General features: G+C 44.6%; 26 protein-coding genes and 1 pseudogene. 8 read left to right on the forward strand and 19 right to left on the reverse strand.

Annotation, left to right across the window (positions count from 1 at the left end):
* Positions 1 to 82: 82 nt before the first annotated feature.
* The 4 genes from GA693_RS06990 to GA693_RS07005 form a co-directional block, all read right to left on the reverse strand.
* Positions 83 to 1,423, reverse strand: a complete 1,341-nt coding sequence (locus tag GA693_RS06990; RefSeq protein ID WP_160241173.1) for a sensor histidine kinase — start codon at positions 1,421 to 1,423, stop codon at positions 83 to 85.
* Positions 1,424 to 2,089: a response regulator transcription factor gene (locus GA693_RS06995; protein ID WP_005179040.1), complete on the reverse strand. Its 666-nt coding sequence runs from the start codon at positions 2,087 to 2,089 to the stop codon at positions 1,424 to 1,426. It lies immediately after the preceding gene.
* 118 nt (positions 2,090 to 2,207) lie between these two features.
* Positions 2,208 to 2,564 (reverse strand): NirD/YgiW/YdeI family stress tolerance protein, encoded by a 357-nt coding sequence (locus tag GA693_RS07000; protein WP_005179042.1) that lies wholly within the window; start codon positions 2,562 to 2,564, stop codon positions 2,208 to 2,210.
* A gap of 110 nt (positions 2,565 to 2,674) precedes the next feature.
* On the reverse strand, positions 2,675 to 4,432 hold the full coding sequence (locus GA693_RS07005; RefSeq protein WP_016659178.1) for a GspE/PulE family protein: 1,758 nt from the start codon (positions 4,430 to 4,432) through the stop codon (positions 2,675 to 2,677).
* A 191-nt stretch (positions 4,433 to 4,623) separates the two neighbouring features.
* On the opposite strand from GA693_RS07005, the gene GA693_RS07010 reads away from it, so the two are divergent.
* Together GA693_RS07010 and GA693_RS07015 are read left to right on the forward strand one after the other, a co-directional pair.
* A complete protein-coding gene (locus tag GA693_RS07010) occupies positions 4,624 to 5,889 on the forward strand; it encodes an MgtC/SapB family protein (RefSeq protein WP_160241172.1) in 1,266 nt (421 codons plus the stop codon).
* A gap of 129 nt (positions 5,890 to 6,018) precedes the next feature.
* Positions 6,019 to 7,059, forward strand: a complete 1,041-nt coding sequence (locus GA693_RS07015) for a hypothetical protein (RefSeq protein ID WP_160241171.1) — start codon at positions 6,019 to 6,021, stop codon at positions 7,057 to 7,059.
* Positions 7,060 to 7,161: 102 nt separating this feature from the next.
* Here GA693_RS07015 and tsaA read toward each other — a convergent pair whose 3' ends face one another.
* Positions 7,162 to 7,872: a tRNA (N6-threonylcarbamoyladenosine(37)-N6)-methyltransferase TrmO gene (tsaA, locus tag GA693_RS07020; RefSeq protein ID WP_160241170.1), complete on the reverse strand. Its 711-nt coding sequence runs from the start codon at positions 7,870 to 7,872 to the stop codon at positions 7,162 to 7,164.
* Between the two features lie 105 nt (positions 7,873 to 7,977).
* On the opposite strand from tsaA, the gene GA693_RS07025 reads away from it, so the two are divergent.
* Positions 7,978 to 8,757: a ferredoxin--NADP reductase gene (locus GA693_RS07025; RefSeq protein ID WP_005179053.1), complete on the forward strand. Its 780-nt coding sequence runs from the start codon at positions 7,978 to 7,980 to the stop codon at positions 8,755 to 8,757.
* Between the two features lie 55 nt (positions 8,758 to 8,812).
* Here GA693_RS07025 and GA693_RS07030 read toward each other — a convergent pair whose 3' ends face one another.
* The 3 genes from GA693_RS07030 to GA693_RS07040 form a co-directional block, all read right to left on the reverse strand.
* Positions 8,813 to 8,998: a hypothetical protein gene (locus GA693_RS07030; protein WP_075166949.1), complete on the reverse strand. Its 186-nt coding sequence runs from the start codon at positions 8,996 to 8,998 to the stop codon at positions 8,813 to 8,815.
* 21 nt (positions 8,999 to 9,019) lie between these two features.
* Positions 9,020 to 9,274 (reverse strand): hypothetical protein, encoded by a 255-nt coding sequence (locus tag GA693_RS07035; RefSeq protein WP_016659182.1) that lies wholly within the window; start codon positions 9,272 to 9,274, stop codon positions 9,020 to 9,022.
* A 219-nt stretch (positions 9,275 to 9,493) separates the two neighbouring features.
* On the reverse strand, positions 9,494 to 10,114 hold the full coding sequence (locus tag GA693_RS07040) for a cation transporter (protein WP_160241169.1): 621 nt from the start codon (positions 10,112 to 10,114) through the stop codon (positions 9,494 to 9,496).
* Between the two features lie 74 nt (positions 10,115 to 10,188).
* Between GA693_RS07040 and GA693_RS07045 the strand changes: the two genes are divergently transcribed.
* Complete coding sequence (locus GA693_RS07045) at positions 10,189 to 10,614, forward strand: MerR family DNA-binding protein (RefSeq protein ID WP_005179057.1); 426 nt, start codon at positions 10,189 to 10,191, stop codon at positions 10,612 to 10,614.
* On the opposite strand, the gene arsH is transcribed toward GA693_RS07045, so the two are convergent.
* From arsH to GA693_RS07065, 4 genes are read right to left on the reverse strand one after another with little or no spacing between them, the layout of a single operon-like run.
* Positions 10,595 to 11,299: an arsenical resistance protein ArsH gene (arsH, locus tag GA693_RS07050; RefSeq protein WP_104472871.1), complete on the reverse strand. Its 705-nt coding sequence runs from the start codon at positions 11,297 to 11,299 to the stop codon at positions 10,595 to 10,597. The genes GA693_RS07045 and arsH overlap by 20 nt on opposite strands.
* Positions 11,299 to 12,348, reverse strand: coding sequence for an ACR3 family arsenite efflux transporter (gene arsB / locus GA693_RS07055; protein WP_160241168.1), 1,050 nt, complete (start codon positions 12,346 to 12,348; stop codon positions 11,299 to 11,301). The genes arsH and arsB overlap by 1 nt, the downstream gene beginning before the upstream one ends.
* A 3-nt stretch (positions 12,349 to 12,351) precedes the next feature.
* Positions 12,352 to 12,825, reverse strand: coding sequence for an arsenate reductase ArsC (locus tag GA693_RS07060; RefSeq protein ID WP_016659186.1), 474 nt, complete (start codon positions 12,823 to 12,825; stop codon positions 12,352 to 12,354).
* A 4-nt stretch (positions 12,826 to 12,829) separates the two neighbouring features.
* Positions 12,830 to 13,147, reverse strand: coding sequence for an ArsR/SmtB family transcription factor (locus GA693_RS07065; protein ID WP_005179068.1), 318 nt, complete (start codon positions 13,145 to 13,147; stop codon positions 12,830 to 12,832).
* Between the two features lie 84 nt (positions 13,148 to 13,231).
* Here GA693_RS07065 and arsC point away from each other — a divergent pair, with 84 nt between their 5' ends.
* The 3 genes from arsC (at position 13,232) to GA693_RS07080 (ending at position 15,454) form a co-directional block, all read left to right on the forward strand.
* Positions 13,232 to 13,660, forward strand: coding sequence for an arsenate reductase (glutaredoxin) (gene arsC, locus GA693_RS07070; protein ID WP_005179075.1), 429 nt, complete (start codon positions 13,232 to 13,234; stop codon positions 13,658 to 13,660).
* Positions 13,661 to 13,804: 144 nt separating this feature from the next.
* Positions 13,805 to 15,196: a prephenate-dependent tRNA uridine(34) hydroxylase TrhP gene (trhP, locus tag GA693_RS07075; RefSeq protein ID WP_075166953.1), complete on the forward strand. Its 1,392-nt coding sequence runs from the start codon at positions 13,805 to 13,807 to the stop codon at positions 15,194 to 15,196.
* A gap of 3 nt (positions 15,197 to 15,199) precedes the next feature.
* Positions 15,200 to 15,454: a YfhL family 4Fe-4S dicluster ferredoxin gene (locus GA693_RS07080; RefSeq protein ID WP_127799989.1), complete on the forward strand. Its 255-nt coding sequence runs from the start codon at positions 15,200 to 15,202 to the stop codon at positions 15,452 to 15,454.
* 135 nt (positions 15,455 to 15,589) lie between these two features.
* Here GA693_RS07080 and ahpF read toward each other — a convergent pair whose 3' ends face one another.
* From ahpF to GA693_RS07115, 7 genes and pseudogenes are all read right to left on the reverse strand, one after another.
* On the reverse strand, positions 15,590 to 17,155 hold the full coding sequence (gene ahpF / locus GA693_RS07085; protein WP_005179083.1) for an alkyl hydroperoxide reductase subunit F: 1,566 nt from the start codon (positions 17,153 to 17,155) through the stop codon (positions 15,590 to 15,592).
* 200 nt (positions 17,156 to 17,355) lie between these two features.
* Positions 17,356 to 18,270 carry a hypothetical protein gene (locus GA693_RS07090; protein WP_160241167.1) on the reverse strand — a complete coding sequence of 305 codons (915 nt, stop codon included), beginning with the start codon at positions 18,268 to 18,270 and terminating at the stop codon, positions 17,356 to 17,358.
* A 43-nt stretch (positions 18,271 to 18,313) separates the two neighbouring features.
* Positions 18,314 to 19,447, reverse strand: coding sequence for a toxic anion resistance protein (locus GA693_RS07095; protein ID WP_045794839.1), 1,134 nt, complete (start codon positions 19,445 to 19,447; stop codon positions 18,314 to 18,316).
* 20 nt (positions 19,448 to 19,467) lie between these two features.
* Positions 19,468 to 20,256 carry a hypothetical protein gene (locus tag GA693_RS07100; RefSeq protein ID WP_005179089.1) on the reverse strand — a complete coding sequence of 263 codons (789 nt, stop codon included), beginning with the start codon at positions 20,254 to 20,256 and terminating at the stop codon, positions 19,468 to 19,470.
* A gap of 231 nt (positions 20,257 to 20,487) precedes the next feature.
* Positions 20,488 to 20,892 carry a nucleoside diphosphate kinase regulator gene (rnk, locus tag GA693_RS07105; protein WP_005179090.1) on the reverse strand — a complete coding sequence of 135 codons (405 nt, stop codon included), beginning with the start codon at positions 20,890 to 20,892 and terminating at the stop codon, positions 20,488 to 20,490.
* A gap of 164 nt (positions 20,893 to 21,056) precedes the next feature.
* The gene (gene glyA / locus GA693_RS07110) at positions 21,057 to 22,310 is read right to left on the reverse strand and encodes a serine hydroxymethyltransferase (protein WP_005179092.1); all 1,254 of its coding nucleotides are present in this window, start codon (positions 22,308 to 22,310) and stop codon (positions 21,057 to 21,059) included.
* Between the two features lie 175 nt (positions 22,311 to 22,485).
* Positions 22,486 to 23,744: pseudogene (locus GA693_RS07115) on the reverse strand (alpha/beta fold hydrolase).
* A 272-nt stretch (positions 23,745 to 24,016) separates the two neighbouring features.
* On the opposite strand from GA693_RS07115, the gene GA693_RS07120 reads away from it, so the two are divergent.
* Positions 24,017 to 24,715 carry a putative quorum-sensing-regulated virulence factor gene (locus GA693_RS07120; protein ID WP_005179094.1) on the forward strand — a complete coding sequence of 233 codons (699 nt, stop codon included), beginning with the start codon at positions 24,017 to 24,019 and terminating at the stop codon, positions 24,713 to 24,715.
* Positions 24,716 to 24,729 lie beyond the last annotated feature (14 nt).

The following is a 24,729-nucleotide window of genomic DNA, read 5'->3' on the forward strand; positions in this document are numbered from 1 at the left end:
GCAGTATGAATCAGCGCATACTGCTTTTTAACTGCCCATGCGTATCTCAAGATTGAACTCAATGTTGTTATTTTCGATTTTGTTATTTTTGCTTCACACCGGGCAAACTCAGTTCCACCAGTAAACCGCCTAAAGCTGAACGGCTAAACTGCAATTGGCCCTGATGCAGGCTGATAATCTTTTTACAGATCGAAATACCAAGACCACTGCCTTGGGTTTGTGTGCCCAGCGCCCGATAAAAACGCTCACCCAGACGTTGTAACACCTCATCACTGATCTGTTGACCATTATTTTCAATACACAGCTGCACCTGTTCAGCATCACCATTGATACTGACCACCACCTCACCCTGTTGCGTGGCATAGCGGATGGCATTGTCGATCAGGTTACGGATACAGGTATATAGCAATTCCGGATTGGCCTGAATGATCGCCGGTTGTAGCTGCAAGCGCGGTTTAATCTGTTTTTCCAGACTAAACGGTGCCAAGGCCTCGAGCACATCCAGCACCAGCTTTTGTAAATCAACCTCGGTTATAGGCAAGTCTTGTAGATGTGCCGGGTCTAAACGCGCCAGTAATAGCAGATTCTCCAGTACCTGAGTGCCGCGGTTGACATCGCGTTGAATCTGGGCCAGATCTTCCGCTAATTGCGGTTGATCCTGATATTTGCGTTTTAACACCTGCAAACGCATTTGAATGGCAGAAAGCGGCGAACGCAGTTCATGCGAGGCGTCAGAAGTAAAACGCTGCTCGGCTTCTAAAGAATGTTCCAGCCGGCTAAGCAAACGGTTTAACTGCTGCACCATCGGCTGTAATTCCAGCAATTCTGGCTGGGTGCTTTGTACCGGACTCAGATCCTGCACATGCTTTTGCGCAATTTGCGCAGATAAGGCCTGTAAAGAGCGGAACTGTTTATGAATGGCAAAATGCACAATGCCCCATTGAATCAGCCACAGTAAAATTAAAATCGCGGCATAGCCCAGACCGGTGGCCCAGATTTCCTGAAAACGGACATTCATTTTCTGGGTCATCAATACGCTTAAGTCATCATCACTGGCCACATAAACACGCCATAAACGCTGATTCGCCCAGACAAAGGAAAATCCCTCTTCCTGCTGTGTGATCGTAGCTGGTGCTAAGGGAAAATCTTCTGTTTCGGTCAAGGTCTGCTGGCCCAGTCGCAGCTGATAATGTATCTTGAACTGTTCAGTGAGTTCATCGACCTGCTCGCCAGCGCCACTGCTAATATCCTGCAATAACAGCATATCGGCCGCTTCATCCATGATTTCATCTTGCAGCTGCATGGTCTGATAAATTGACACGGCAAACAGCAGCACCAGTGCCAGCAGGCCGGCAATCATCGAACTCAGTACCGAGGTTTTGACCAGGGTTTTCTGTAAAGAAACCGCACCCGTTTGCTTCATTTACGCCTGTTCCTGCTGCATGCGATAGCCCAAACCGCGAATGGTTTTAATTAAATGGCTGCCAATTTTTTTACGCAGTTGATAAATAAATACTTCAATGGCATTGCTTTCAATTTCATCACCCCAGGCATACAGCGATTCTTCCAGCTGTTCCCGGGTTACGACATGCTCGGGCTTTTGCATTAATTTATACAGAATCTGGAATTCCTTGGCGGTTAAATTCACCGCGTGGCCATCTTGGGTTAAGGTTTTGGCTTGAGTATCTAACAGCAAATTGGCAAAACGGATCTGATGATCGGGCTGGGTCTGCCGGGTACGTAACTGGCTGCGTACCCGTGCTGACAGTTCTTCCAGACTAAAAGGCTTGACCAGATAATCATTGGCGCCTAAATCCAGTCCATCGACCCGGTCCTGAATGCTGTCTTTGGCGGTAATAAAAATCACCGGGGTATCCAGCTGTTTGCGGCGCAAGGCGGTCAGGATTTCATCGCCGGTATTGCCCGGCAGGCCACGATCCAGCAGCACGCAATCATAGTGATGCTGTTCAATGGCCAAAATGGCATGATTGCCACGCTCGACCCAGTCGACGTTATAACCGTCCATTTCCAGCCAGGTTTTAATACTTTCTGCCTGAGAGGCGTCATCTTCTGCCAGTAAAATACGCATTGGTTCTACTCTAGCTTTTTTTACATCATGCCTGATTTTTCACAAGATTCAAAAAAACCACATGCATGGAGCATGTGGTTTTGTGTGGAGCTGCAATCAATCTGATTAAAAGGTCGGCTTAGAAACGAACCTGCTCGACATCAATTTCAACACGTTTAGAAGGTTTATAATCGATGTCCACTTCACCGGTAATCACTACTGGAGTTTTGGCAGAAATCGCTTTACCATTCCACAGGTCATCATCAATATCTACTGTGATGGTGCCAGTGCTGTCACGGAACTGGTATTTTTCATCACCAATGGCTTTTACGATATAACCTTTCAGCTGGACATTGCTGTCATCTTTCATGGTTAACGCCTGTTTCACCGTGGTTGCTTGCGCCAGTGCAGACTGGTTCACTGCGGTATCTGCAACAGCAAATGTAGTTGCGCCCACTAGACCTGCGGTTAAAAGTGCTTTTGAAAATAGGTTCATCTGTCTTTCCTCATTCAGTGTTGTTCGTTTCGATGTAGTCATTAAAACAAAGCAAGATGAGCTGAATCTTAAGATTTCCTCATATTCAAAAATTTTTCACTTTTTTGATTTTAGTTTAAGGGCACCACCCGCAGTACTTCTTCCAAGGTGGTAATACCGGCCATGACTTTACGCGCCCCGGCAATCCGCAGCGGCTCGATACCTTCTTTTTTGGCCTGCTGGCGTAACTGAGTCAGATCAGCATTGGCACCTATCAGCTGTTTGGTGTCCAGACTCAGCGGCATAAACTCATAAATCCCGATCCGGCCTTTATAGCCGGTCTGACGGCAGGCTTCACAGCCCACCGGCTTATAGACTTTTTCCGGCATCTCCATGACATAGTCAAACGTCAGATGTTCCCATTCATTGGTATTAATCATGCCTTCCTGTTTGCAATGCGGACACAGCTTGCGCACCAGACGCTGCGCCAATACCCCCAGAATGGTGGCTGCAGTTAAAAAAGGCTGCACACCTAAATCATGCAAACGGGTCAGACTGGACGGCGCATCATTGGTATGCAAGGTCGATAACACCAGGTGACCGGTTAATGCCGCCTGAATGGCCATATTGGCCGTATCCTGATCACGAATCTCCCCAACCATAATAATATCCGGGTCCTGACGCATCAGCGCGCGCACGCCATCGGCAAAGCCCAGCTCAATGCCCTGATTGACCTGCATCTGGTTAAAGCTCGGCTCAATCATTTCAATCGGATCTTCAATGGTACAGACATTGACTTCATCGGTGGCCAGCTGCTTCAGTGATGAATACAGCGTAGTGGTTTTACCGGAGCCGGTCGGCCCCGTGACCAGAATAATACCATGACTATGACTGGTCAGACTTTGCCAGCCCTGTAACAGACGTTCTTCAAAACCAAGCTGCTGGAAACTGCGTACCAGCACTTCCGGGTCAAAAATACGCATCACCAGTTTTTCACCAAAGGCTGTCGGTAAAGTGGAGAGACGCAATTCGGTTTCCTGCCCTTTGGGAGTACGGGTTTTTAAACGGCCATCTTGAGGTTTGCGTTTTTCTGCCACATTCATGCGACCGAGAATTTTAATCCGTGAAATGACCGCAGTTAAGGTATTGGCCGGCATGTTATAAATGGTATGTAGTACGCCATCAATCCGGAAACGGATTTTCCCCTTGTCTTTACGTGGCTCCAGATGAATATCACTGGCACCCTGTTCAAAAGCAAACTGCAGCACCCAGTCCACCAGTTTAACAATATGCTGGTCATTGGCATCGGGGTTTTGGGTATCGCCCAGCTGTAATAAGGCTTCGACACCTTTATTTTCACGGTCATGTGCTGCGGCTTTTTGTGAACCACTGACCGCACGACTGACCTGATAATATTCTACCAGATAACGCTGTAACTGCTCTGGACTCAGCAGCACGCGCTGGATTTTACGCGGCAATAAACTGTGTTCTAAATTGGCGACCCAATCGGTCATAAACGGCTGATCGGTGGCAATGAACACCGCATCGGGCTGAATCTCTACCGCCAGAATTTTATTGCGCAGGGCAAATTCCTGGGACATCACCGCGGTTAAAGCGGCCACATCGGCCTTTAATGGATCAATCACATAAAAAGGCAGCTCGGTCTTTTCTGCCAGCCACTGACATAAACGGTTCAGTGTCAATGTGGTTTGGGGATGTTGCTGATCGGTCAGGTTAAAATGCGCAATCCATTGCAACGGATGCCATTTCAGCTGCTCACGCTGGCGATGCGTGGTCTGTACCAGCATTTTATCGCGTTCGCTGATCCGGCCATCTTTTAATAATTGCTCTAAACACCAGGTGGTATCAATTTCAAAATTAAAATTCATTGTTTTTGTTCCCCCAACATCAGCACACTATAGCAGAGTTTATTTTTCCCGCCTGCCTTTGCCACTGGAAAATCTGATGCAGATACGCATCAAGCGCAGCTCCTGCAAATTAAACATACAGTTCCGCATAGCAATCTTCACAGAATCAATTATATGATGGAGACGTCGCCCCACTGCCGCGGGATATAAAGATGGAATTTTTAACTGCCCCTTCAATCTTGAGTACCTCTTTTCAGGAGCTGATGACTATGCTTGCAGCCGCACTTGGCTGTGGCCTGTTAATTGGTCTGGAACGTGAACGCAGCAAGCACAATGAAGCCAACCATCATTTTGCCGGGGTGCGCACCTTTGCCGTGTGTGCCTTGCTCGGTGCGATCTGCTTTTTGCTAGGGCCAGTTTTTGGCATTGTCGGGGCCGTGATTATTGGCGGAGTTGGGCTGTTTTCGCTTAAAAATCAGGTTGAAGACCCGGGCGCAACCACCGAACTGGCCTTTATTATGACCTATTTTATTGGCGCGCTCTGTTTGTGGAATATTCCATTGGCGGCCGGTCTGGCGGTTATTTTAACCGGCCTGCTCATGACCAAACACCTGATGCACGGCATTGTCAGCAAATGGATTACCGAAGCAGAGCTGCGTGATGGTCTGTTCCTGCTGGCACTGGTCCTGATTGCCCTGCCTTTGACCCCGGATACGCCCTTATGGGGCAATGTACTTAATCCTTATGTGATTTTAAAATTAGTAACTCTGATTCTGGTAGTTCAAGCTTTGGCACATATCGCTAAACGTTTCTTCTCGACTAAAAATGCCTTGATATTGTCTTCAATTGCCTCGGGTTTTGTTTCCAGTACAGCCACTATTGCTCAATTAGGGATACAGGTGCGCAAAGGTGAAATGGATGCAAAATCCAATGCTGGTGCTGCCCTGATGTCCTGCATTTCGACATTAGTTCTATTGTTTATTGTAGTGGGAGGCGTTTCCTGGGATTGGCTAAAAATTCTGCTCCTACCTTCATTGGTGGCTATGCTTATTCTGGCTGCATGTGCATTTGTATTATTACATAAAGCTGAACCTGCTAAAAATCAGGAGTCTCCAGAATCTTCTGATAGTAAAATGTTTAGTCTCAAAGAAGCTGTGATTATCGCTGCTGCATTAACCCTGATTCAGGCTGGAGTTTACGGTCTGGAAATATTACTGGGCAATGCTGGTCTTCTTGCTGGTACTTTATTTGCATCCTTATTTGAAATTCATGCCGCAATGGCAAGCGTGGTCATTCAAGGAGATCCATCCAATACCCGGCTGATCTATGCCCTGCTTTTGGGGCTGGGCGCACATGCTGTAGCCAAGTCAGTCAATGCTGCTGTAACAGGTGGTTTCAAATTTTCCCTGTACTTTGCGCCAGTACAGATTTTGCATATGGCGGTGTTGATTGGTATTTTGTGGTGGATGGTATTTTGATTGTTAAGTATATTTAAATAGTTAATTTTTATATATTTTGCAAATTTAATTTTTATATTTATTCGCTATAATTAGTCTGCTTTATTTTAAAAAACAATTTTATTACTACGATTTTTTATAGGGATTTTTATGAAATTTAAGAATTTATCACTCGCAATTTTTAGTGCATTCATGCTAAGTGCTTGTGGTGGGGGCTCCTCTTCTTCTGATTCAAACCCTGGAACTGGAACTGGAACTGGAACTGGAACTGGAACTGGAACTGGAACTGGAACTGGAACTGGAAATACTACCCTTACAAAACCTGACTTCCAACAATGGTCATCATTCTATATTGATGAATATTCCGACTCGGATCTAAATTATGAAATTGAACAGCTAACCTTTGATCAAGGGAATGTCTATATTAAAGTTGATGAGACAACAGGCTGGGATGAAAGTGAAACTTTCTATCTAACTGAAAATGGATTATATGATCACGGTTCTACACATGCGACCTATGGCAAATTGCAAGGGACTATTACGGCTAATGCAACCACTTGGAAGCAAGTTCCATATTCTCCAATTAATTCCACAGGATTAAGCAGTACACTTACATTCAAGGTCTTTGATATTAGTGGTAAAAATATTGCTCAAATCCTCAGTCCAGAGCATTATATCAATTTAAAATATAATTTACTCGATACCTACCCTATGGGAGAAAAAGGGGAAGATTTTTATCGAGCACTTTCTAATTCAACCTTCCCTACCGGATCTACTTGTATTCAATTCCAAACTATTGATAACTCACAAAAATATATTGAGTTATATAAATATTCACTTGAAGATTATGTACAAGATTATTTGAAACTTGAATGGGCTGATATTTCAAAAGACAATAAATATGCCAAACATACTTTTAAGGATGCTATAGCATATCTAGATCTTAGAGAAGATCAGCAATGGGGATTAGCTGAATATAAGAGCAAATATTATGAAGTTGATTATCATCCAGCTGGAGAAGAATACAATATCAAAAATATTTTAACTGCATCTAAAGCACTGGTTAATTCAGCATCTGCTCAGGACAAACCAGCTCTACAGGAATATGCAACTTTACAAGAAAATGCATGCACTTTATTTAATAATACTGCATCTGAAGAATTAAGAAAGCAAATTAAAAAATACTCGTAACAACTTGATATAAAGTACTTCGAGTGCTGTATCTTAATATTAAATAGGAACTCCAATTTAGTTGAGGTTCCTATTTTTAAATCAGTATTTCATTTTAAAAATTCAAAAAATTAACTGATCGACTACGATATCAGCTAAAGTAACTTTAAATTTCACATCCAAGTCCGCAAACTTCATTCCATAAACCCGGTTCTCATCATCCTGATATGCCGGCCTAGGATCGAGAGATAAAACGGCTTCAAGTTCTTCTAGCAATTGAGCAGATATTTTTCCTTTTTCTAATAATAATTTTTTTTGCTGTTCAGCGTCCTTACTCCAAATCACGGGCTTACGTGATGGTTCGTCCTGAGCATAACCGCTTTGCGCATCAATCACTGAATCCGAATATTGAATATAAGGTTTAATATCTACAATCGGAGTACCATCTAATAAATCACTGCCATTCACATATACACGTATCGATTTCCCTACTTTTCTAACTTCTTTAAGCTTTACCACAGATAAACCAATGGGTGCAGGACGGTACATACTACGTGTCGCAAACACCCCGATTTTCTGGTTTCCGCCTAAACGGGGTGGACGAACCTGAGCACGGAATTTTGTCTGCTGCTGGTTTTTATTGTCATGAAATTGCCACAGCAACCACAAATGACTAAATGCTTCAATGCCCTCAAAGGCCAGCAAATCGTTATAAGGTTCCAGCATGTCAATATAGGATTCAACCTGAACCAGATTCGGCTGCCGCGGGATGCCAAACTTTTCTTTATAAGGAGATTTCATAATCCCGATAATGGGCAAGGTCAGATCAGTCATAATCACTTTTTTTGATAAGCTCAATTAAATATATTCAGTTTATCGAGTATGAATTTAGATTAGAATAGCAACCTGTTCTAATTTGATAATTTATTGAGACCTTTAATGGCTGCTTTTAACGTCGAAAAGATTACTCACGTCCACCACTGGAATGACACTTTATTCTCTTTTAAAACGACTCGTGACACTGCACTGCGTTTTAAAAACGGTCAATTTGTAATGATCGGTCTTGAAGTGAATGGTAAGCCTTTGATGCGTGCATATTCGATTGCAAGTGCCAACTATGAAGAAGAGCTGGAATTCTTCTCGATTAAAGTGCCAGATGGTCCATTAACCTCGATTTTGCAAAAAGTTAAAGTGGGCGATGAACTGCTGGTTTCTCGCAAACCAACCGGAACTCTGGTACTCGATGACTTAAATCCGGGTAAAAACTTATACCTGCTGTCTTCAGGTACCGGTCTTGCACCGTTCCTGTCGGTGATTCGTGATCCGGAAACCTATGAACGTTTTGAAAAAATCATTGTTGTTCATGGTACACGTTATATTTCTGAACTGGCGTATCAGGACCTGATTCTAAACGAAATTCCAAACCACGAATTCTTCTCGGAACTGGGCGCGAAAGAAAAACTGGTTTATTATCCAACGGTAACACGTGAAGATTTCCATACTCAAGGTCGTGTCACCACTGCAATTGAATCTGGTCAATTGTTCGAGAAAATCGGTTTACCACGTTTTAACCCGGAAACTGACCGCGCGATGCTGTGTGGTAGCCCAGCCTTCCTGGATGATGTTGCTGCGCTGCTTGATCAACACGGATTAAAAGAATCACCACGTATGGGCGTTTTAGGCGATTACGTGATTGAACGTGCATTCGTGGAAAAATAAGCTTTTCCAGAACTAAAAAAACCGGTCAGATTGACCGGTTTTTTATTTCTCTAATTTAGCGAGTGCTACGCCCTTCCTGATTAGCACGCCCTTCACAGTGAGCACCACCGCCAATAACAAAACCTGTTTGTGCTTCACATGAACCGATCATACGGCCATTTGAATCATAGGTCGTCACTTTTGAGGCACAACCTGTCATTAAAATAGCAGCAGTTAGCGTGATTAAATTAAAAAATTTCATGATATTACCCCTCTAAAAAAATTAATCGTGTTGCAATGTAATCTGGTTGGACTTCGGCACAGACGGTAATAGACCGGTGTGTTCATCAATTTTGGAATAATCTACGCCCTGTAAATTTGCCCCACCATAACAAACGGCTTTTGCACCTAAAATAAAACCTTGTGTCGCCACACAGGAACCGATCAAATTTCCTGCGGTATCATAGGTCATAACTTTAGAACTACATCCCGCCAATGCCACGAGGCTGACGATAGAAAACAATTTAATTAGTTTCATTAAACCCTCAATTCACAAATACTAAAAACTCAGTAAATAATTTGAATTATCTTTTAAATACATAAATTTATGCTTTATTCTAATAATATGTTAACTTTTGTAAATAGCTTTTTGCATCAAGATGAAATTTTCTTTTTTGAATAAAAATCTGTCATGGATCAACAAAAAAGCGATCAACGCCTAAAATTACTCGCGTTGATCGCTTCAGTTATACTCCTATTAAGCGGAGGTGGTCGCACTCATCTGTCTCTCCGCCCAGGCTTTTTTAATCACCTGATAGCCCGCAGTTAAACCCAGCCCCGCCATAATCACCGCGACAATAATATCCGGCAATAAACTGCCCGTTCCAAATACACCGACCGCAGCCAGAATCACCGCGACATTGCCAATTGCATCATTACGGCTACACAGCCAGACCGATTTCATATTGGAATCGCCATCACGAAAGCGATACAGAATCACGGCTGCCACCACGTTGGCCACTAAAGCCAGTCCACCAATTACCCCCATGGTAATCGCTTCCGGGGGAATGCCCTGCATATAGTTATAGACCGTTTTGGCCAGCACCAGACAGCCAAATGTGGCCATGGTAATACCTTTTAATAAAGCCACGGTGGCACGCCAGTACAGACTCATCCCCAGCACAGCCAGTGAAATGGCATAGTTGGCGGCATCGCCAAAGAAATCCAGCGCATCGGCCCAGAGTGCTGCCGAATGGGCATACATCCCGCCAAACAGTTCCACCACGAACATCAGCAAATTAATAATCAGGGCAATCCAGAGTGCAGTACGAAAACGGCCATCGGGTGTGACCGGTGCAGGCTGACATTGACAGGCCATAAAGCCTCCTGTTGCATTTTTCTATGACTGTATTATGCTCATTAGAAACTATGGTCTAACTCCAAGGTCAAGTCATGGCACATTATCTGATTCGGGATTTGGTTAAAAAAACCGGTCTGAGTGCAGACACGGTGCGTTTTTATGAAAAGAAAGCGCTCATCCAACCCACCTTAAGGGCCGAAAATAATTATCGTTATTATGATGATGACACCTTAAAACGGCTGATTTTTATTAAACGTTGCCGCGCACTGGATTTATCCTTAAAGGAAATTGAAACCCTAATTGCACTGGAACAGCAGCCCGATCAGGACTGTCAGGCGGTAAATGAACTGCTTGATCATCATTTAGTACAGATCGAAAGCAAAATTGCCGAGTTACAGCATTTTCAGCTGCAACTGCAGCAATTACGGCAGTCTTGCAATGCCCGAACCACTATCGACCATTGCCAGATTTTAAAACAGCTAGAGGCCGATGAAACGCCTAAATCGACTTCTGATTAACCCGTTTCGACAGTTCCGCAGCCGATTCCTTGCGCTCGGAATAACGGTTGGTCAGATAGCTGGCCTGACCGCGAGTCAATAAAGTGAACTTGTACAGCTCTTCCATAACATCGACAATCCGGTCATATAAGGAAGAGGGTTGCATGCGTCCGGCTTCATCAAACTCCAAAAAGGCTTTCGGAATTGACGATTGGTTCGGGATGGTGATCATCCGCATCCAGCGCCCTAAAATACGCATCTGATTCACCGCATTAAAGGACTGCGAACCACCACTGACCTGCATCAGCGCCAGAGTTTTACCTTGGGTCGCACGAATGGCGCCAGCAGCCAGAGGAATCCAGTCAATCTGTGCTTTCAGAATAGAACTCATGGCGCCATGACGCTCCGGGCTGCACCAGACCATGCCTTCTGCCCAGGCCAGCAATTCATGCAATTCCTGAACTTTAAGATGTGAAGCATCGCCATCTTCCGGCAATGGTAAACCTTTGGGATGGAAAATTTTAACTTCGGCGCCAAAGTGCTCCAGAATCCGGCCGGCTTCCATCACCGCCAAACGGCTATAAGAGCGCTCACGGTTTGAACCATAGAGCAATAAAATTCGCGGCGGATGTGGCAATACTTTGGCCTGAACCTGCTCAAAACTCGGCTGTTCAATTAAGTCTACATCAAGATTGGGAAGTGACATCATCCACCTGTTCCATCATAAAATTTACGTTTCAGCCACAGCGAGACACTCACTAGGGCAATTAACACCGGCACTTCCACCAGCGGGCCAATAATGGTGGTAAATGCCACCGGCGAGGCCAGACCAAAGGTTGCAATCGCCACCGCCAAAGCCAGTTCAAAATTATTGCCGGCCGCGGTAAAAGAAATGGCTGTGGTACGCGGATAGTCATTGCCCATCCACTTGCTCATCAAGAAGCTGACAAAGAACATCAATACAAAATAGATGGTCAATGGAATGGCAATGCGCAGTACATCCATAGGTAATCCAACCACATCGGCCCCTTTCAGGCTAAACATGGCGACAATGGTAAACAGCAGCGCCAGCAGGCTAAGTGGACTGATTTTGGGAATAAAACGCTGCTGATACCAGTCCAGTCCTTTGTTTTTCACCAGAATCAGCCGGGTCAGAAAGCCCAGCAAAAACGGAATGCCCAGATAGACCAGCACCGCATGGGTAATGGTCCAGAAACTGACATCAATCACCTGACCGGCCACACCAAAATAAGGCGGTAACACACTTAAGAACAACCAGGCATAGGTACTGAAAAACAGAATCTGGAAAATACTGTTAAAGGCCACCAAGGCAGCGACATACTGGTTATCACCACAGGCCAGATCATTCCAGACCAGTACCATGGCAATACAGCGCGCCAGTCCAATCAGAATCAGGCCAGTCATATATTCCGGATAATGCTGCAGGAAAATCAGTGCCAGTGCGAACATCAAACACGGTGCAATCAGCCAGTTTTGTACCAGCGACAACAGCAGCGTGCGTTTATCCTGAAAAATCTGCGGTAAAGCGGCATAGTCCACTTTGGCCAGCGGTGGATACATCATCAGAATCAGGCCAATGGCAATTGGTAAATTGACATTGCCCATACTCATCTGGTCCAGACTGCTCGACACCTGCGGGAAATACACCCCAATGCCAATTCCGAGTGCCATGGCAATAAAAATCCACAGCGTCAGATTGCGGTCTAAAAAGGAAAGTTTGCGGGTGCTGGCCATGACTTACTCGATATGGGAAATGTTGTTGATGGCAGCAATCAGTTCGGGACGGGTCATCTGCTCAGGCTGTAACGCAAACAGTGCATCCAGACGCTTGTTGATATGCGCGACTGTTTCTAAAAAGGCCTGCAACTTGGCCGCTTCCGGCAAATCCAGATGCGATGGATCGGCAAGTCCCCAATGCGCTTTAATCGCGCCGCCCAAATACAAAGGACAGGCTTCTTGGGCAGCCGCATCACATACGGTAATCACCACATCGGGCTGATACTGCTCACAGTCATCAATACTTTTACTGGAGAGCCCTTCAGTCGACAGGCCCAGATTTTCCAGCGTCTTTAACGTCAGTGGATGGACACGACCGGTCGGTTTGCTGCCGGCGCTATAGGCTGTCCAGCCTTCTGGAGCACGACTGTTAAATAACACTTCAGATAAAATGCTGCGGCAGCTATTTCCGGTACATAAGAAGAGGAATTTCATGGTTTTACTCACAATAACTTGAAAGCGTTGCTGTCAGCGAATTCATCGGACTGACATCTTGCTCCGCGATAATATTCAGCACACTCACTGCCCACTCGGGTAAATCTGGATTCAGGCGGTAATACACCCACTGCCCCTGACGCTGGTCCAGTAAAACCGATAAATTTCTCAGCAAAGCCAAATGACGGGAAATTTTAGGTTGGCTTAAATTTAATGCCTCGGTCAGCTCGCAGACACAAATATTCTGTTTGGCCAGCACCAGTTTCAAAATATCCAGACGGGTCGGATCGGACAGGCATTTAAAAAAATCAGTTTGATTCATACAGCTTCCCCATATTTATACTTGCGAATATACGCATATCCATATATAAAAGCAATATTCCTCTTTTACCTGAGTTTTAGCACTATGGCGGCTCCAATTAAAATCTTTCACAATCCTGACTGTGGCACTTCGCGCAACACTTTGGCCTTAATCTGTAATACCGGACAAGAACCTGAAATTATTGAATATTTAAAAAATCCACCAACAGCCGAAGTGCTGGCCGACATGATTCAGCAGGCCGGTTTAAGCGTACGCGAGGCGATCCGTCAAAATGTAACGCCGTATGAAACCTTGCAATTGGCCGAGCGTGATCTGAGCGATGCAGAACTGATTGCCCTGATGGTACAACATCCACTGCTGATTAACCGTCCTTTTGTGGTGACTGAACGCGGCGTTAAACTGTGCCGACCTTCTGAACTGGTACTGGATTTACTGACCCAGCCGCAGCTCAAGGCCTTTCGTAAAGAAGATGGTGAACTGGTGATTGATGAGCACGGTCAGCGTGTCAATTAACCGTTTTTCCTCTCGCCTGCTGCCGCTCATCTCTCAGCGCTAGCAGGCTGAGTGCCTGATAATCCCGAGTTTTTTACTAGGTTGAATCGAAAAATTTTATCCCTACAATAAAGCCACAATTTTTTTATGCCTTTTTGATTGATCATGCATCTTCATCCCGTTACCGAACTTCTCTCTCCTGCCGGTTCTTTAAAAAATATGCGCTATGCCTTTGCCTATGGAGCAGATGCCGTGTATGCCGGGCAGCCGCGTTATAGTTTGCGTGTCCGGAATAACGAGTTTGATCATGACAATCTGGCTATTGGCATTAAAGAAGCACATGAATTAGGCAAAAAATTCTATGTGGTGGTCAACATCCAACCGCATAACTCCAAACTAAAAAACTTTATCCGTGATCTTGAGCCAGTCGTGGCCATGCAGCCTGATGCACTAATCATGTCCGATCCGGGCCTGATCATGATGGTGCGTGAACACTTCCCACACATGGACATCCACCTGTCGGTACAGGCCAATGCGGTCAACTGGGCTACGGTCAAGTTCTGGAAAAATATGGGTCTGACCCGGGTGATTCTGTCGCGCGAACTGTCCATTGAGGAAATTGAAGAAATCAAAACCCAAGTTCCCGATATGGAAATTGAGGTCTTTGTACATGGTGCCCTGTGCATGGCCTATTCCGGCCGTTGCATGCTGTCAGGCTATATGAACAAACGCGATGCCAACCAGGGTGCCTGCACCAATGCCTGCCGCTGGGAATACAAAGTGCTGGATGCCGCCGAGGATGAAACCGGTGATGTAATTCCGGTAAAAAATCTGGACGCAGGCTGTTGCTCGCAAGATGCTGATGCGCTCCACATGCAAGCCCAGCACCAGTTTAATGAACCGGTACTGCTGCAACGTAATGAAGAAGATATGTTTGCCGCCGAAGAAGATGAGCACGGCACCTACTTCATGAACTCCAAAGATTTGCGTGCGGTACAACACGTAGAACGTCTGACCAAAATTGGCGTACATTCACTGAAAATTGAAGGCCGTACCAAATCCTATTTTTACTGCGCCCGTACCGCACAAATCTACCGTAAAGCCATTGATGATGCTTTAGCCGGCAAACCGTTCGATCCATCCTTGATGACCCAGCTCGAAGGTCTGGCTAATCGCGGTTATACCGAAGGTTTCCTGCGCCGCCATGTGCATAGCGAATATCAAAACTATGAAAATGGTTCATCCAGTTTTGATCATCAGCAATTCTGCGGCGAAGTGCTGGAGCGCAATGGCGACTACATTAAAATTGATGTCAAAAACCGTTTTGTCGTGGGTGATTCTTTAGAACTGATGACCACCAAAGGCAATATCAGCTTTATTCTCACCGAAATCAAAGACAAAAAAGGCAATTCAATTGAGGAAGCCAAAGGCTCTGGTCATATTGTGGAAATTCCGGTCCCGGCTGATGTCGATATGCGCTATGCCCTGCTGATCCGTAATTTACCTAACTCCACTGCTGATATTTCAGCATCATCCTTGGCCTATCAGGCAGGTTAACTCATGGCGCTGCTGATTACCGATAAATGCATCAATTGTGATATGTGCCTGCCGGAATGTCCGAATGATGCCATTTATGAAGGCGACAAAATCTACGAGATTGATGTCAGCCGCTGCACCGAGTGCGTCGGTTTTTATGATCATCAAACCTGTGTTGCGGTATGCCCGATTGAATGTATTGTGCCGCATCCTGAGCATCGGGAAAGTCAGGAAGAACTGACTGAGAAGTTCAAGCGCTTAAACTTGCTTCATCCCTAAAACTGGGGTACAACAAAAAAAGGAACTGAGCTGTTAGCGATCTCAGTTCCTGTAAAAAAACAATAACTATTTTTTGATATTTTACCGCATATAGGGCCTGGGTATTGGGGAACTCAGGCCCTATTCTAATTCTGCTTACTGTCCAGAACGGATGATGTAATCAAAGGCAGATAACGATGCTTTCGCGCCTTCACCTGTGGCAATAATAATCTGCTTATATGGGACTGTAGTACAGTCACCAGCAGCAAATACACCTTTGACGTTGGTTTCGTTGCGGTCATTAATCACAATTTCACCACGGTTGCTCAGCTCAACTGCTGTTTCTTTCAAGAAATCGGTATTTGGTAACAAACCGATCTGTACAAAGATCCCCGCCAGTTCAACCGTATGCTCTTCATCTGTTGCACGGTCTTTGTATTTCAGCGCTGTCACTTGTGAACCATCACCCACGACTTCTGTTGAAAGTGCATTTTTGATGACAGTCGTGTTTGGCAAGCTGTTTAGCTTGTCTTGCAATACCTGGTCGGCACGTAACTTGGTATCAAACTCTACTAAGGTCACATGCTCAACAATACCCGCCAAGTCAATCGCCGCTTCTACACCCGAGTTACCCCCACCAATGACTGCAACACGTTTGCCTTTGAATAAAGGACCATCACAGTGTGGGCAATACGCCACACCACGGGTACGGTATTCTGCTTCACCCGGAACGTTCATCTCTCTCCAGCGTGCACCGGTTGAAAGCACCACAGTTTTCGATTCCAGCTTGGCACCGTTTTCCAAGGTCACTTCAACTAAACCGTTGGCTGTTTCATCTGCACCTTTAATGTCAGATACACGTTGTAGGTTCATGATGTCGACACCGTATTCACGTACGTGTGCTTCCATTTCAGCGGCAAATTTTGGACCTTGGGTTTTCTTGATTGAAGTGAAGTTTTCAATGTCCATGGTGTCCATCACCTGACCGCCAAAACGTTCCGCCACGATACCGGTGTTAATGCCTTTACGTGCTGCATAAATCGCTGCAGTGTTTCCAGCAGGTCCACCACCAATCACCAGTACATCAAAGGCAGCTTTGGCATTCAGCTTTTCTGCTTCTTTGGCTGCAGAGTTGGTATCCAATTTGGCAATGATTTCTTCCAGTGTCATACGACCCTGACCGATGTGATTGCCGTCCTGGAACACCATCGGTACCGCCATGATCTTACGTTCTTCCACTTCATCCTGGAAGAATGCACCATCAATCATGGTGGCAGTAGTGCCGGGGTTGTAAATCGCAATCAGGTTCAATGCCTGCACCACATCTGGACAGTTGTGACAGCTTAACGATACAAACACATCAAAGTCCGATTGGATGCCCAAGTCTTTAATAGAAGCTAATACTTCATCAGACACTTTTGGTGCATAACCTGAAGTTTGTAACAATGCCAGAATCAAAGAAGTGAATTCATGACCCATTGGCAAGCCTGCGAAGAATACACGTGGCTGTTCACCGGCTTTGGCGACACCAAAGCTTGGTGCACGTTTGTTGTTGCCATCGAAGCGTGCAGTCACCTGATCAGACAGGGCGGCAATTTCAGTTACCAGTTCTTTGATTTTGTCTGATTTGTCAGAGCTATCTAAAGTGGCCACTAATTCGATTGGACCTTCAAGGCGTTCTAATAAGGCTTTTAATTGGGCTGTAGTATTTTGATCTAACATTGCTAACGTCTCCTAAGGAGTCAAATTTTTCAATACTGCTATCATAGGCCAAATTTAAAAATAGATAAAACAGTTTGTTTTTATATTAATGATCGTTTTTATAAATCATTATCTTTTATGGATAGATTAATCTAAATTGTAACAACACGATAAAAATCATCTACCAGAAAAAGACTCCCACAGGAGCCTCATCATCAGCATTAAAAAATCCGCTGCTCAATTCTTAATGCTCGCTTTTTAAAACTCTGTGCCAACACAAAGAAAATCAGGCTGAAAATGGCCGACACAATCGCCGCTGCAATCACCAGAATCTGTACAAACTGGCTTAAACGCTCAGCTTGAACCACCTGTTTATTCACGCTTTCTGCCATTGGGGTCAGGGTTTTGCCATAGACCTGTTGCTGCATTGACCAGAGCTGTTCCGGTTTAAAGCCATACTGAATAAAATCCGGATTCTGCTGCTCGGCCTTCACCAGATTCAACACATGCGGAATGGCTGCGGCTTTATCCGGTGGTTGATGCAACAAAGCGGTTTGCGCCAGCAAATAGGATTTGACGGGTGTATCCAGCGGTGCATCTGCCAGATAACGCGCCAGCTCACTTTCTGCCAGCTGCTTGTCATAATAGACAATTTTTTGCTGCGCATCATAATCATCATTTTTCAGGTCATATTGCAGATAGGTCAGACCTGACCACAGCACGATAAAGGCAATTAGCCAGCCGACAAACTTCAGGATAAAAGACTGAAAGCGTACATAGAAAAAGCGGATTTTCTTAAGAAAATGCACCACAAAAAAGGCGCCAATAAACGACAGCAATAACTTTAGAAACAGCCAGCCAAACCAGGACAACAGCCCCAGAAAATAATCCGGTTGCTGTTCTAAAATTGCCAGGTTTGCATCGACACTTAAGGGAATGTGCAGCTGTTCGACCTGTGTGGTCAGGCCAAAAAAGCCATAGACAAAATCTTGCTGTACAAAAAAAGCAATAATGGAGGCAATAAACACCGTGCTGGAAGTAATACCCAGCACCATCAGATTGCGCTGACGCTTTTTCAGCGCCAGCACACCGCTATTGATGTGCTCGGTCGGTACCGCATAATCATCTAAGGGCAATGTATTCTCCTTACGTTTGCAATACTCCCGAGCCAGAGTTTACTCAGGAAGGATTGGAACCGCTCGAACTTGATTCAAGCACCAGATGATTCAGGTTATCTTGCAGCACACGTAAACGCGTGGTTGCTTCGGCACGCTTTTGCATTCCCTCTTTTTGCACCTGAATCACATCATTGACTGTTTTAATGAGGGTGTTTTGCACATGTTCAAGCGTTTCAATATCAATCACTGAACGCTGGTTGGCTTTGGCGGTATCGACCGAGTTCTGATGTAACAGGTCGGCATTACGGCGTAGCAGCTCATTGGTGGCATCATCAATACTGTTGGCCAGCTGCACACTGTTCTTTTGCTCATTTAAGGAAATTGCCAGACTAATCTGGTTTTTCCAGGCCGGTAAGGTAATGTTTTTAATTGCATAAAACTTGTCGACCAGCATCAGGTTATTGGACTGGATAATCCGGATCATTGGCAGGGTCTGCATGGCCGATTGCTGCAACACCTGTAAATCACTGACGCGTTTTTCCAGATTATTGGCCAGATGATTTAAATCATAAACTTTCTGGGTGGTACTCTGGTCCTGTTCCTGGGTGGTTAACTGGCCAATCTGCTGCTGAATTTCCTGCTGTTTGAGCTGACCAGCGGCAATATAAATCCCTAGCTGTTTATATTCTTCCTGCACGCCTTCAAACATTTTATCCAGGGTATCGACACGGGTTTTTAAGCCGTTTTGCGAGGTTTCAATTTCCTTGACCAGTACATCAATCTGTTCTTTGGTGCTGTTAAAGTGCTGGTCAAAATTCTGCTTGGCACCTTTAAACTTGCTGATCAGGCTGCCAAAAAAACCGGAACTTTTCGATTTGTTGAGAATACTGCTGGTATTTAACTGCTGCGCCACCTGTACCACCTGATTCAGCTTTTGCCCGGTCGCATCCAGATCTTTATTCTGCACCAGATGAAGCAGTTCATCAGTATAAGTCGAAGTTTTGGTGGCAATATTTTTCCCATATTCCGCCACCGAATTATGGCTTAAGTCGGCCAGTTCTTTACGCGCGGCCATGACCTCATTGAAATCGGATGGCTGCAAGCCAATTTCCTGTAAATTGAGCGCCTGGAATTTCTGCTGATTTTCTTCGGTTGTGGCTTCCACCACGGCATTTACCTGTTCAGGATGGGTCATACGTCACCTTATATTTGATTCTATTTAGAGCTGTTTTCGAGTGATTTTTTTAGCGTTTTAATCAGATTTTCCCGACTATTATCAAGCTTTTCCAGCTCACTTGTCGAGCTGCTTTGCTGACTTTGTTTGACATGATATTGCCAGGCCGGAATCAGCACCTGCTGCGCTTCCTTAAACCGGTCCAACAAGGTAAATGACAGCTGCTGGCTCAGCTGCATCTGGGTAATGGCAATATCATTACTCGCCTGCAGTGTGCGCAGTGTATTTATTTTTTTAGATAATCGTTCCGAGAAGTTATCTAAAGGATGTTGATGTTTCACAAAACTTGGATATTCAGTCAAAAATTCTTCAGCGGCGACAATATGCTGCGCCATCTGCTCTCTTAAGCCACGTAACTGCTGAAAACGCGCTTGAGATTTCTGAATTTCGATCTGTAATTTCTGGCTTAAATGATTGGCCTGATCGAGTAAGCGGTCCAGCTTTTTATAATATTCCACCTGACTGGAACCATATTCCAGATCAATCCCCAGCCATTTTTGCAGCGCATTAAATTTGCGTTTTTTCAGATATTTTTTGGAATCCGCCAGCATGCGGATCAATTCTTCAATGGTTTGACTGAGCTGCTGGGTCATGTGCGGATCAACCCCGTTTAACAGCACTGCCTGCGACTGAATGAGGGCATCAGCATAATGATTTAATTTGTACTGGTCACTTAATACCGGCACCAGCTCATGACGCTTGATCGAGAGAATGGTATCCCGGTTCAGCTCCAGCTCTGTTAATGGTTCTAACACATCTATTTGCGGCATAACATCATCAGCTTGATCAAATCATTTTTTATACTAAGACTTTTATATAAAGCAAGCTGTAACTTTTTGCAAATGCAGTAAAAGCGGAATATTTAAAATTAACAATATTTTACTGATCAATGACAGAGAGTGAATCCTCTCCTTTTCGCGCATACTTATCAAATTTTTAAGCCAAACTGCAAAGACACAAAAGCCCTCAACTGAGGGCTTTAATTTTTCGCGCAGCGGAGATTATAAATAATCACCTTCACGTTCCGGCTGATACAACACTTTATCAATACGGACTTTCATAATATGACCATCCGGTTGTGGCCATTCAATTTCCTGCCCTTCAGCCAGCCCTAAAATAGCCGCCCCGACAGGTGCCAGTACATTGACCTGGCCTTTATCGCCACGGAAGTCATGCGGATACACCAGCGTAATTTCGGTTGGTTCCGGGAAAGGTGCAATGGTCACCAGCACGCGGGCATTCATAGTCACCACATTGCTTGGCACATCTTGCGGTGCAACCACTTCGGCACGCGCCAGCTCATCTTCCAAATGTTCCATGGTCGGGGTAAGTTTAGACTGATGTTCAAGCATGGTTTCTAAACGGTGCAAGTCTTGTTCAGACAAAATAATTGTCGGTTTATCCATTCTTTGTTCCTTTATCATTATCAGCCAAAAATAAAAATAATTGATCTATTTCACAAGTGCTATGCAACTGTTATAGCAGAATTTAATCCGGCTGAATAATTGCAATTTTTTTTTAGCACCTATAAAAAAAGCTCCCTTGAGGGAGCTTTTTCTCAAGTGCGGGCTTATTTCGCGTAAACCGGGAATTTCGCGCAAACAGCTTCAACTTTTGCTTTGACATCAGCAATTACAGCTTCATCCCCTTTGCTGTCTAGGATGTCAGCGATCCAGCCAGCCAGTTCACGTACTTCAGCTTCGCCGAAACCACGTGTGGTTACTGCTGGTGTACCAATACGGATACCAGAAGTGACGAATGGAGAACGTGGATCGTTTGGTACAGAGTTTTTGTTCACAGTGATGTGAGCAGCACCTAACCAAGCATCCGCATCTTTACCGGTGATGTCCTGTTTAATTAAAGATAACAGGAACAAGTGGTTTTTCGTACCGCCAGATACCACATCGTAACCGCGTTCGATTAACACTTCAGCCATCGCTTGTGCGTTTTTCACAACTTGTTGTTGATAGGCTTTGTATTCAGGCGCCATTGCTTCTTTAAAGCAGATTGCTTTTGCAGCAATCGCGTGAACCAATGGACCACCCTGGTTGCCTGGGAACACAGCAGATTGTAATTTCTTCTCGATTTCTTCGTTGGCTTTAGCCAGGATTAAACCAGAACGTGGACCACGTAGTGTTTTATGGGTAGTGGTTGTAGTGACGTCAGCAATTTGTACCGGGTTCGGGTAAACCCCTGCAGCAACCAGACCAGCCACGTGTGCCATATCCACAAACAGGTAAGCGCCTACTTTGTCTGCGATGTCACGGAAACGCTGCCAATCTACGATTTGGCTGTATGCAGAGAAACCAGCAACGATCATGCGTGGTTTATGTTCTAAAGCCAGACGTTCAACTTCTTCATAGTCGATTTCGCCAGTTTCAGGGTTTAAACCGTACTGAACCGCGTTATATGTTTTACCAGAGAAGCTAACTTTTGCACCGTGAGTCAAGTGACCACCGTGAGCCAGGCTCATACCCAAAACTGTGTCGCCCGGGTTCAGTAATGCTAAGTAAACTGCAGAGTTTGCTTGAGAACCTGCGTGCGGCTGAACGTTAGCATAGTCAGCACCAAAGAGTTCTTTAGCACGGTCAATAGCCAATTGTTCAATAACGTCTACATATTCACAACCGCCGTAATAGCGTTTGCCTGGGTAGCCTTCTGCATATTTATTGGTCAGTTTTGAACCTTGAGCTTCCATTACTGCAGGTGAGCAATAGTTTTCTGAAGCGATTAGCTCAATATGCGCTTCTTGACGCGCATCTTCATTAGAGATTGCTTGAGCTAAATCTGGATCAAAGTCAGCAATAGAGATATTGGCAAACATTAGCGAGGTCCTATTCATGTAGGGCTTTTAAGCCGTGCTAAGATTGGTGCATATTGTAACATGAACTTTATATTTTTTACCCATCAACTTTAATCAGTTTTGCATAAAAATAGCCCATGTTTTTATAAAAACATGAGCTATATCATTAATTCTATCTTTACCGGAATTGAAAAAATTATTGGGTAGGCATGATCGATTTCACATCTGCCACAATCTCATCCCAATTATCGACATATACAGAGCCATGATCCCATTTCTGATCTATAGGTAAGTCCTGATCGGTGACGTAATGAATTTTAGTTCCCACCCCTTGAGCCGACTGAACTAAGTAATCGGTAACTTGTTTCGGGACAGTTGGATCTGCTGTTCCTTGATAAATAAATATAGGCGTACTGATTTTCACTTTTAACGGCTGTGAGCTATTAGTTAAGAAATCTTTAACTTCAGGGATGGTCGTCATGAAATTCGGTTGAGTACGCGGATAACCATCCAATTTTCCAACCGACATCACATGCTCTAGCATTGGCTGAGCTATACTCCCACCTAATGTTTCATAACAGAGAGACTCTGCCTGAGCAGCAAGTTGATCTGTTGGCGGTACAAATATTTCAGAATATTGCAAGGTTGGAGCAGTATTTTTTAACCCCGCAGCAATTAGAGCAGTAAACGTATCTAATGGTGCAAGTGTCTGTACTTTCTTTATTACATCTTGCTCTTGAGCTGCTTTTTGTTCACCACCCGCCAATACCAAGGCTAAATTTGATGCAGGTGCGATAGCTATGGCACCTTTATAATTTAACTGCGCCCGTGAGGCATACTGTGCTGCACCTAAAGCCGCATGCCCCCCTGTGAATGCCCAACTACACTCCATCGCGTTTCTGCCGTATTACCCAAAAGTTTGCTTGCAGCGACAACAGCATCTGTAATCGAATACGCCGCACTTTTTAAATTTAAGAATGGATGTGATTCTTTACCGCTTGGTTCACCTAAACCTTCATAGTCGGGTGCAACAACGGCGTAACCTGCAGCCAATAATTTAGCAATGAAGTATTCATTTCCTTTTAAACCTTGACGGCTCGGCGCACACGCGTCTGCCACACCTGTTGTGCCATGCGCCCAGACCACAATGGGCCATCCACCAGCCAGTTTAGGCTGATTGGGTTCAAACAGCAAGGCCGTAGCTTGTGTTTCCTGCCCATTCACTCCTAGCATTTTATACGTCATCAAGGTTTGTGAAGCACTAACCGACTGTAAGACCATATTCGCATTGGAATCCTGGTCTAAATAAAGTTCAGCTTTTCCTACTGGCTGGCTAATATTATGCTTCGGAATACCATCATCAATGATGACTGCGCTGTTGTCATTGTCATCATTACATGCCGTTAAAAATAAACTGCTGCTGGCCAACGCCACGCTAAGCCAAATTTTTCTCATCTGATTATCCTTATACAGGTATTATTCTAAAGTTGCGTCCTTCGCAATTTTCACTTTTACGCTGTTTGCTGCGCTCAGGCAATATCAGTGCAATTAATATATAAGTGTATTGTATTAAAATAGAGTCACTTATCTTTAAAATAGAGTCACTTATCTTTAAAATAGATAAGCTGAACGGCCCACAAATGCCGATTATTCGCCCGACAGCCCTGTAACTTTCAACATGATAGTGTTAGATTGCTTTTTAAATCCCTTAACAAGCGAATGAGCACATGCACGCGATTATTCTCGACACTGAAACCCATACCCTGAATGGTTATCCGATCGAAGTTGCCTATGCGCCCATTCAATTACAACAGGGCAAAATCAGCCTGGATAAATCGCAAATTTTTGACCAGTTTTATCAGGTCGATGAACCGATTTCCTATGCCGCGATGGCCGTGCATCATATTCTGGAATCCGACCTGATTGATCAGCCGCATTACACCAGCTTCTGCCTACCTGAAGAAACGCTGTATATCATTGGTCACAATATTGATTATGACATTCGCGCTATTCAAAAATGCGGTGTTGATACTTCTCATATTAAGGCGATTTGTACCCTTGCTCTGGCGCGTCTGGTCTGGCCCGATGTTGAAGCACACAACATTTCTGCCTTAATTTACATGATCAGCAAAGGCAGCGAAAAAGCCCGCGATATGATTAAAAAAGCCCATCGGGCCGATATGGATATTATTCTGACTGCCAATATCCTGATGCATATTGTGCATCATCTGCAAATTGACAGTATTGAAGCCTTATATGCTGCATCTGAAGACGCCCGTATTCCACGTGTCATGAGTTTTGGTAAGCATCGCGGTACGGCCATTGCCGATTTACCAAATGATTATATCCAATGGTTACTGCGTCAGGATGAACTTGACCCTTATTTAAGAAAAGCCCTTGAGAACGCCAACATCGTCACACTCTAAGCCCAACAATGTCA

Origin of the sequence: Acinetobacter indicus, assembly GCF_009914475.1 — a bacterium.
Classification (GTDB): domain Bacteria; phylum Pseudomonadota; class Gammaproteobacteria; order Pseudomonadales; family Moraxellaceae; genus Acinetobacter; species Acinetobacter indicus.

What these genes read in the sequence shown, in the direction of transcription:
- GA693_RS06990 (WP_160241173.1), bottom strand. Translation starts at nt 1,423, where the DNA reads ATGAAGCAAACGGGTGCGGTTTCTTTACAGAAAACCCTGGTCAAAACC.
- GA693_RS06995 (WP_005179040.1), bottom strand. Translation starts at nt 2,089, where the DNA reads ATGCGTATTTTACTGGCAGAAGATGACGCCTCTCAGGCAGAAAGTATT.
- GA693_RS07000 (WP_005179042.1), bottom strand. Translation starts at nt 2,564, where the DNA reads ATGAACCTATTTTCAAAAGCACTTTTAACCGCAGGTCTAGTGGGCGCA.
- GA693_RS07005 (WP_016659178.1), bottom strand. Translation starts at nt 4,432, where the DNA reads ATGAATTTTAATTTTGAAATTGATACCACCTGGTGTTTAGAGCAATTA.
- GA693_RS07010 (WP_160241172.1), top strand. Translation starts at nt 4,624, where the DNA reads ATGGAATTTTTAACTGCCCCTTCAATCTTGAGTACCTCTTTTCAGGAG.
- GA693_RS07015 (WP_160241171.1), top strand. Translation starts at nt 6,019, where the DNA reads ATGAAATTTAAGAATTTATCACTCGCAATTTTTAGTGCATTCATGCTA.
- tsaA (WP_160241170.1), bottom strand. Translation starts at nt 7,872, where the DNA reads ATGACTGATCTGACCTTGCCCATTATCGGGATTATGAAATCTCCTTAT.
- GA693_RS07025 (WP_005179053.1), top strand. Translation starts at nt 7,978, where the DNA reads ATGGCTGCTTTTAACGTCGAAAAGATTACTCACGTCCACCACTGGAAT.
- GA693_RS07030 (WP_075166949.1), bottom strand. Translation starts at nt 8,998, where the DNA reads ATGAAATTTTTTAATTTAATCACGCTAACTGCTGCTATTTTAATGACA.
- GA693_RS07035 (WP_016659182.1), bottom strand. Translation starts at nt 9,274, where the DNA reads ATGAAACTAATTAAATTGTTTTCTATCGTCAGCCTCGTGGCATTGGCG.
- GA693_RS07040 (WP_160241169.1), bottom strand. Translation starts at nt 10,114, where the DNA reads ATGGCCTGTCAATGTCAGCCTGCACCGGTCACACCCGATGGCCGTTTT.
- GA693_RS07045 (WP_005179057.1), top strand. Translation starts at nt 10,189, where the DNA reads ATGGCACATTATCTGATTCGGGATTTGGTTAAAAAAACCGGTCTGAGT.
- arsH (WP_104472871.1), bottom strand. Translation starts at nt 11,299, where the DNA reads ATGTCACTTCCCAATCTTGATGTAGACTTAATTGAACAGCCGAGTTTT.
- arsB (WP_160241168.1), bottom strand. Translation starts at nt 12,348, where the DNA reads ATGGCCAGCACCCGCAAACTTTCCTTTTTAGACCGCAATCTGACGCTG.
- GA693_RS07060 (WP_016659186.1), bottom strand. Translation starts at nt 12,825, where the DNA reads ATGAAATTCCTCTTCTTATGTACCGGAAATAGCTGCCGCAGCATTTTA.
- GA693_RS07065 (WP_005179068.1), bottom strand. Translation starts at nt 13,147, where the DNA reads ATGAATCAAACTGATTTTTTTAAATGCCTGTCCGATCCGACCCGTCTG.
- arsC (WP_005179075.1), top strand. Translation starts at nt 13,232, where the DNA reads ATGGCGGCTCCAATTAAAATCTTTCACAATCCTGACTGTGGCACTTCG.
- trhP (WP_075166953.1), top strand. Translation starts at nt 13,805, where the DNA reads ATGCATCTTCATCCCGTTACCGAACTTCTCTCTCCTGCCGGTTCTTTA.
- GA693_RS07080 (WP_127799989.1), top strand. Translation starts at nt 15,200, where the DNA reads ATGGCGCTGCTGATTACCGATAAATGCATCAATTGTGATATGTGCCTG.
- ahpF (WP_005179083.1), bottom strand. Translation starts at nt 17,155, where the DNA reads ATGTTAGATCAAAATACTACAGCCCAATTAAAAGCCTTATTAGAACGC.
- GA693_RS07095 (WP_045794839.1), bottom strand. Translation starts at nt 19,447, where the DNA reads ATGACCCATCCTGAACAGGTAAATGCCGTGGTGGAAGCCACAACCGAA.
- GA693_RS07100 (WP_005179089.1), bottom strand. Translation starts at nt 20,256, where the DNA reads ATGCCGCAAATAGATGTGTTAGAACCATTAACAGAGCTGGAGCTGAAC.
- rnk (WP_005179090.1), bottom strand. Translation starts at nt 20,892, where the DNA reads ATGGATAAACCGACAATTATTTTGTCTGAACAAGACTTGCACCGTTTA.
- glyA (WP_005179092.1), bottom strand. Translation starts at nt 22,310, where the DNA reads ATGTTTGCCAATATCTCTATTGCTGACTTTGATCCAGATTTAGCTCAA.
- GA693_RS07120 (WP_005179094.1), top strand. Translation starts at nt 24,017, where the DNA reads ATGCACGCGATTATTCTCGACACTGAAACCCATACCCTGAATGGTTAT.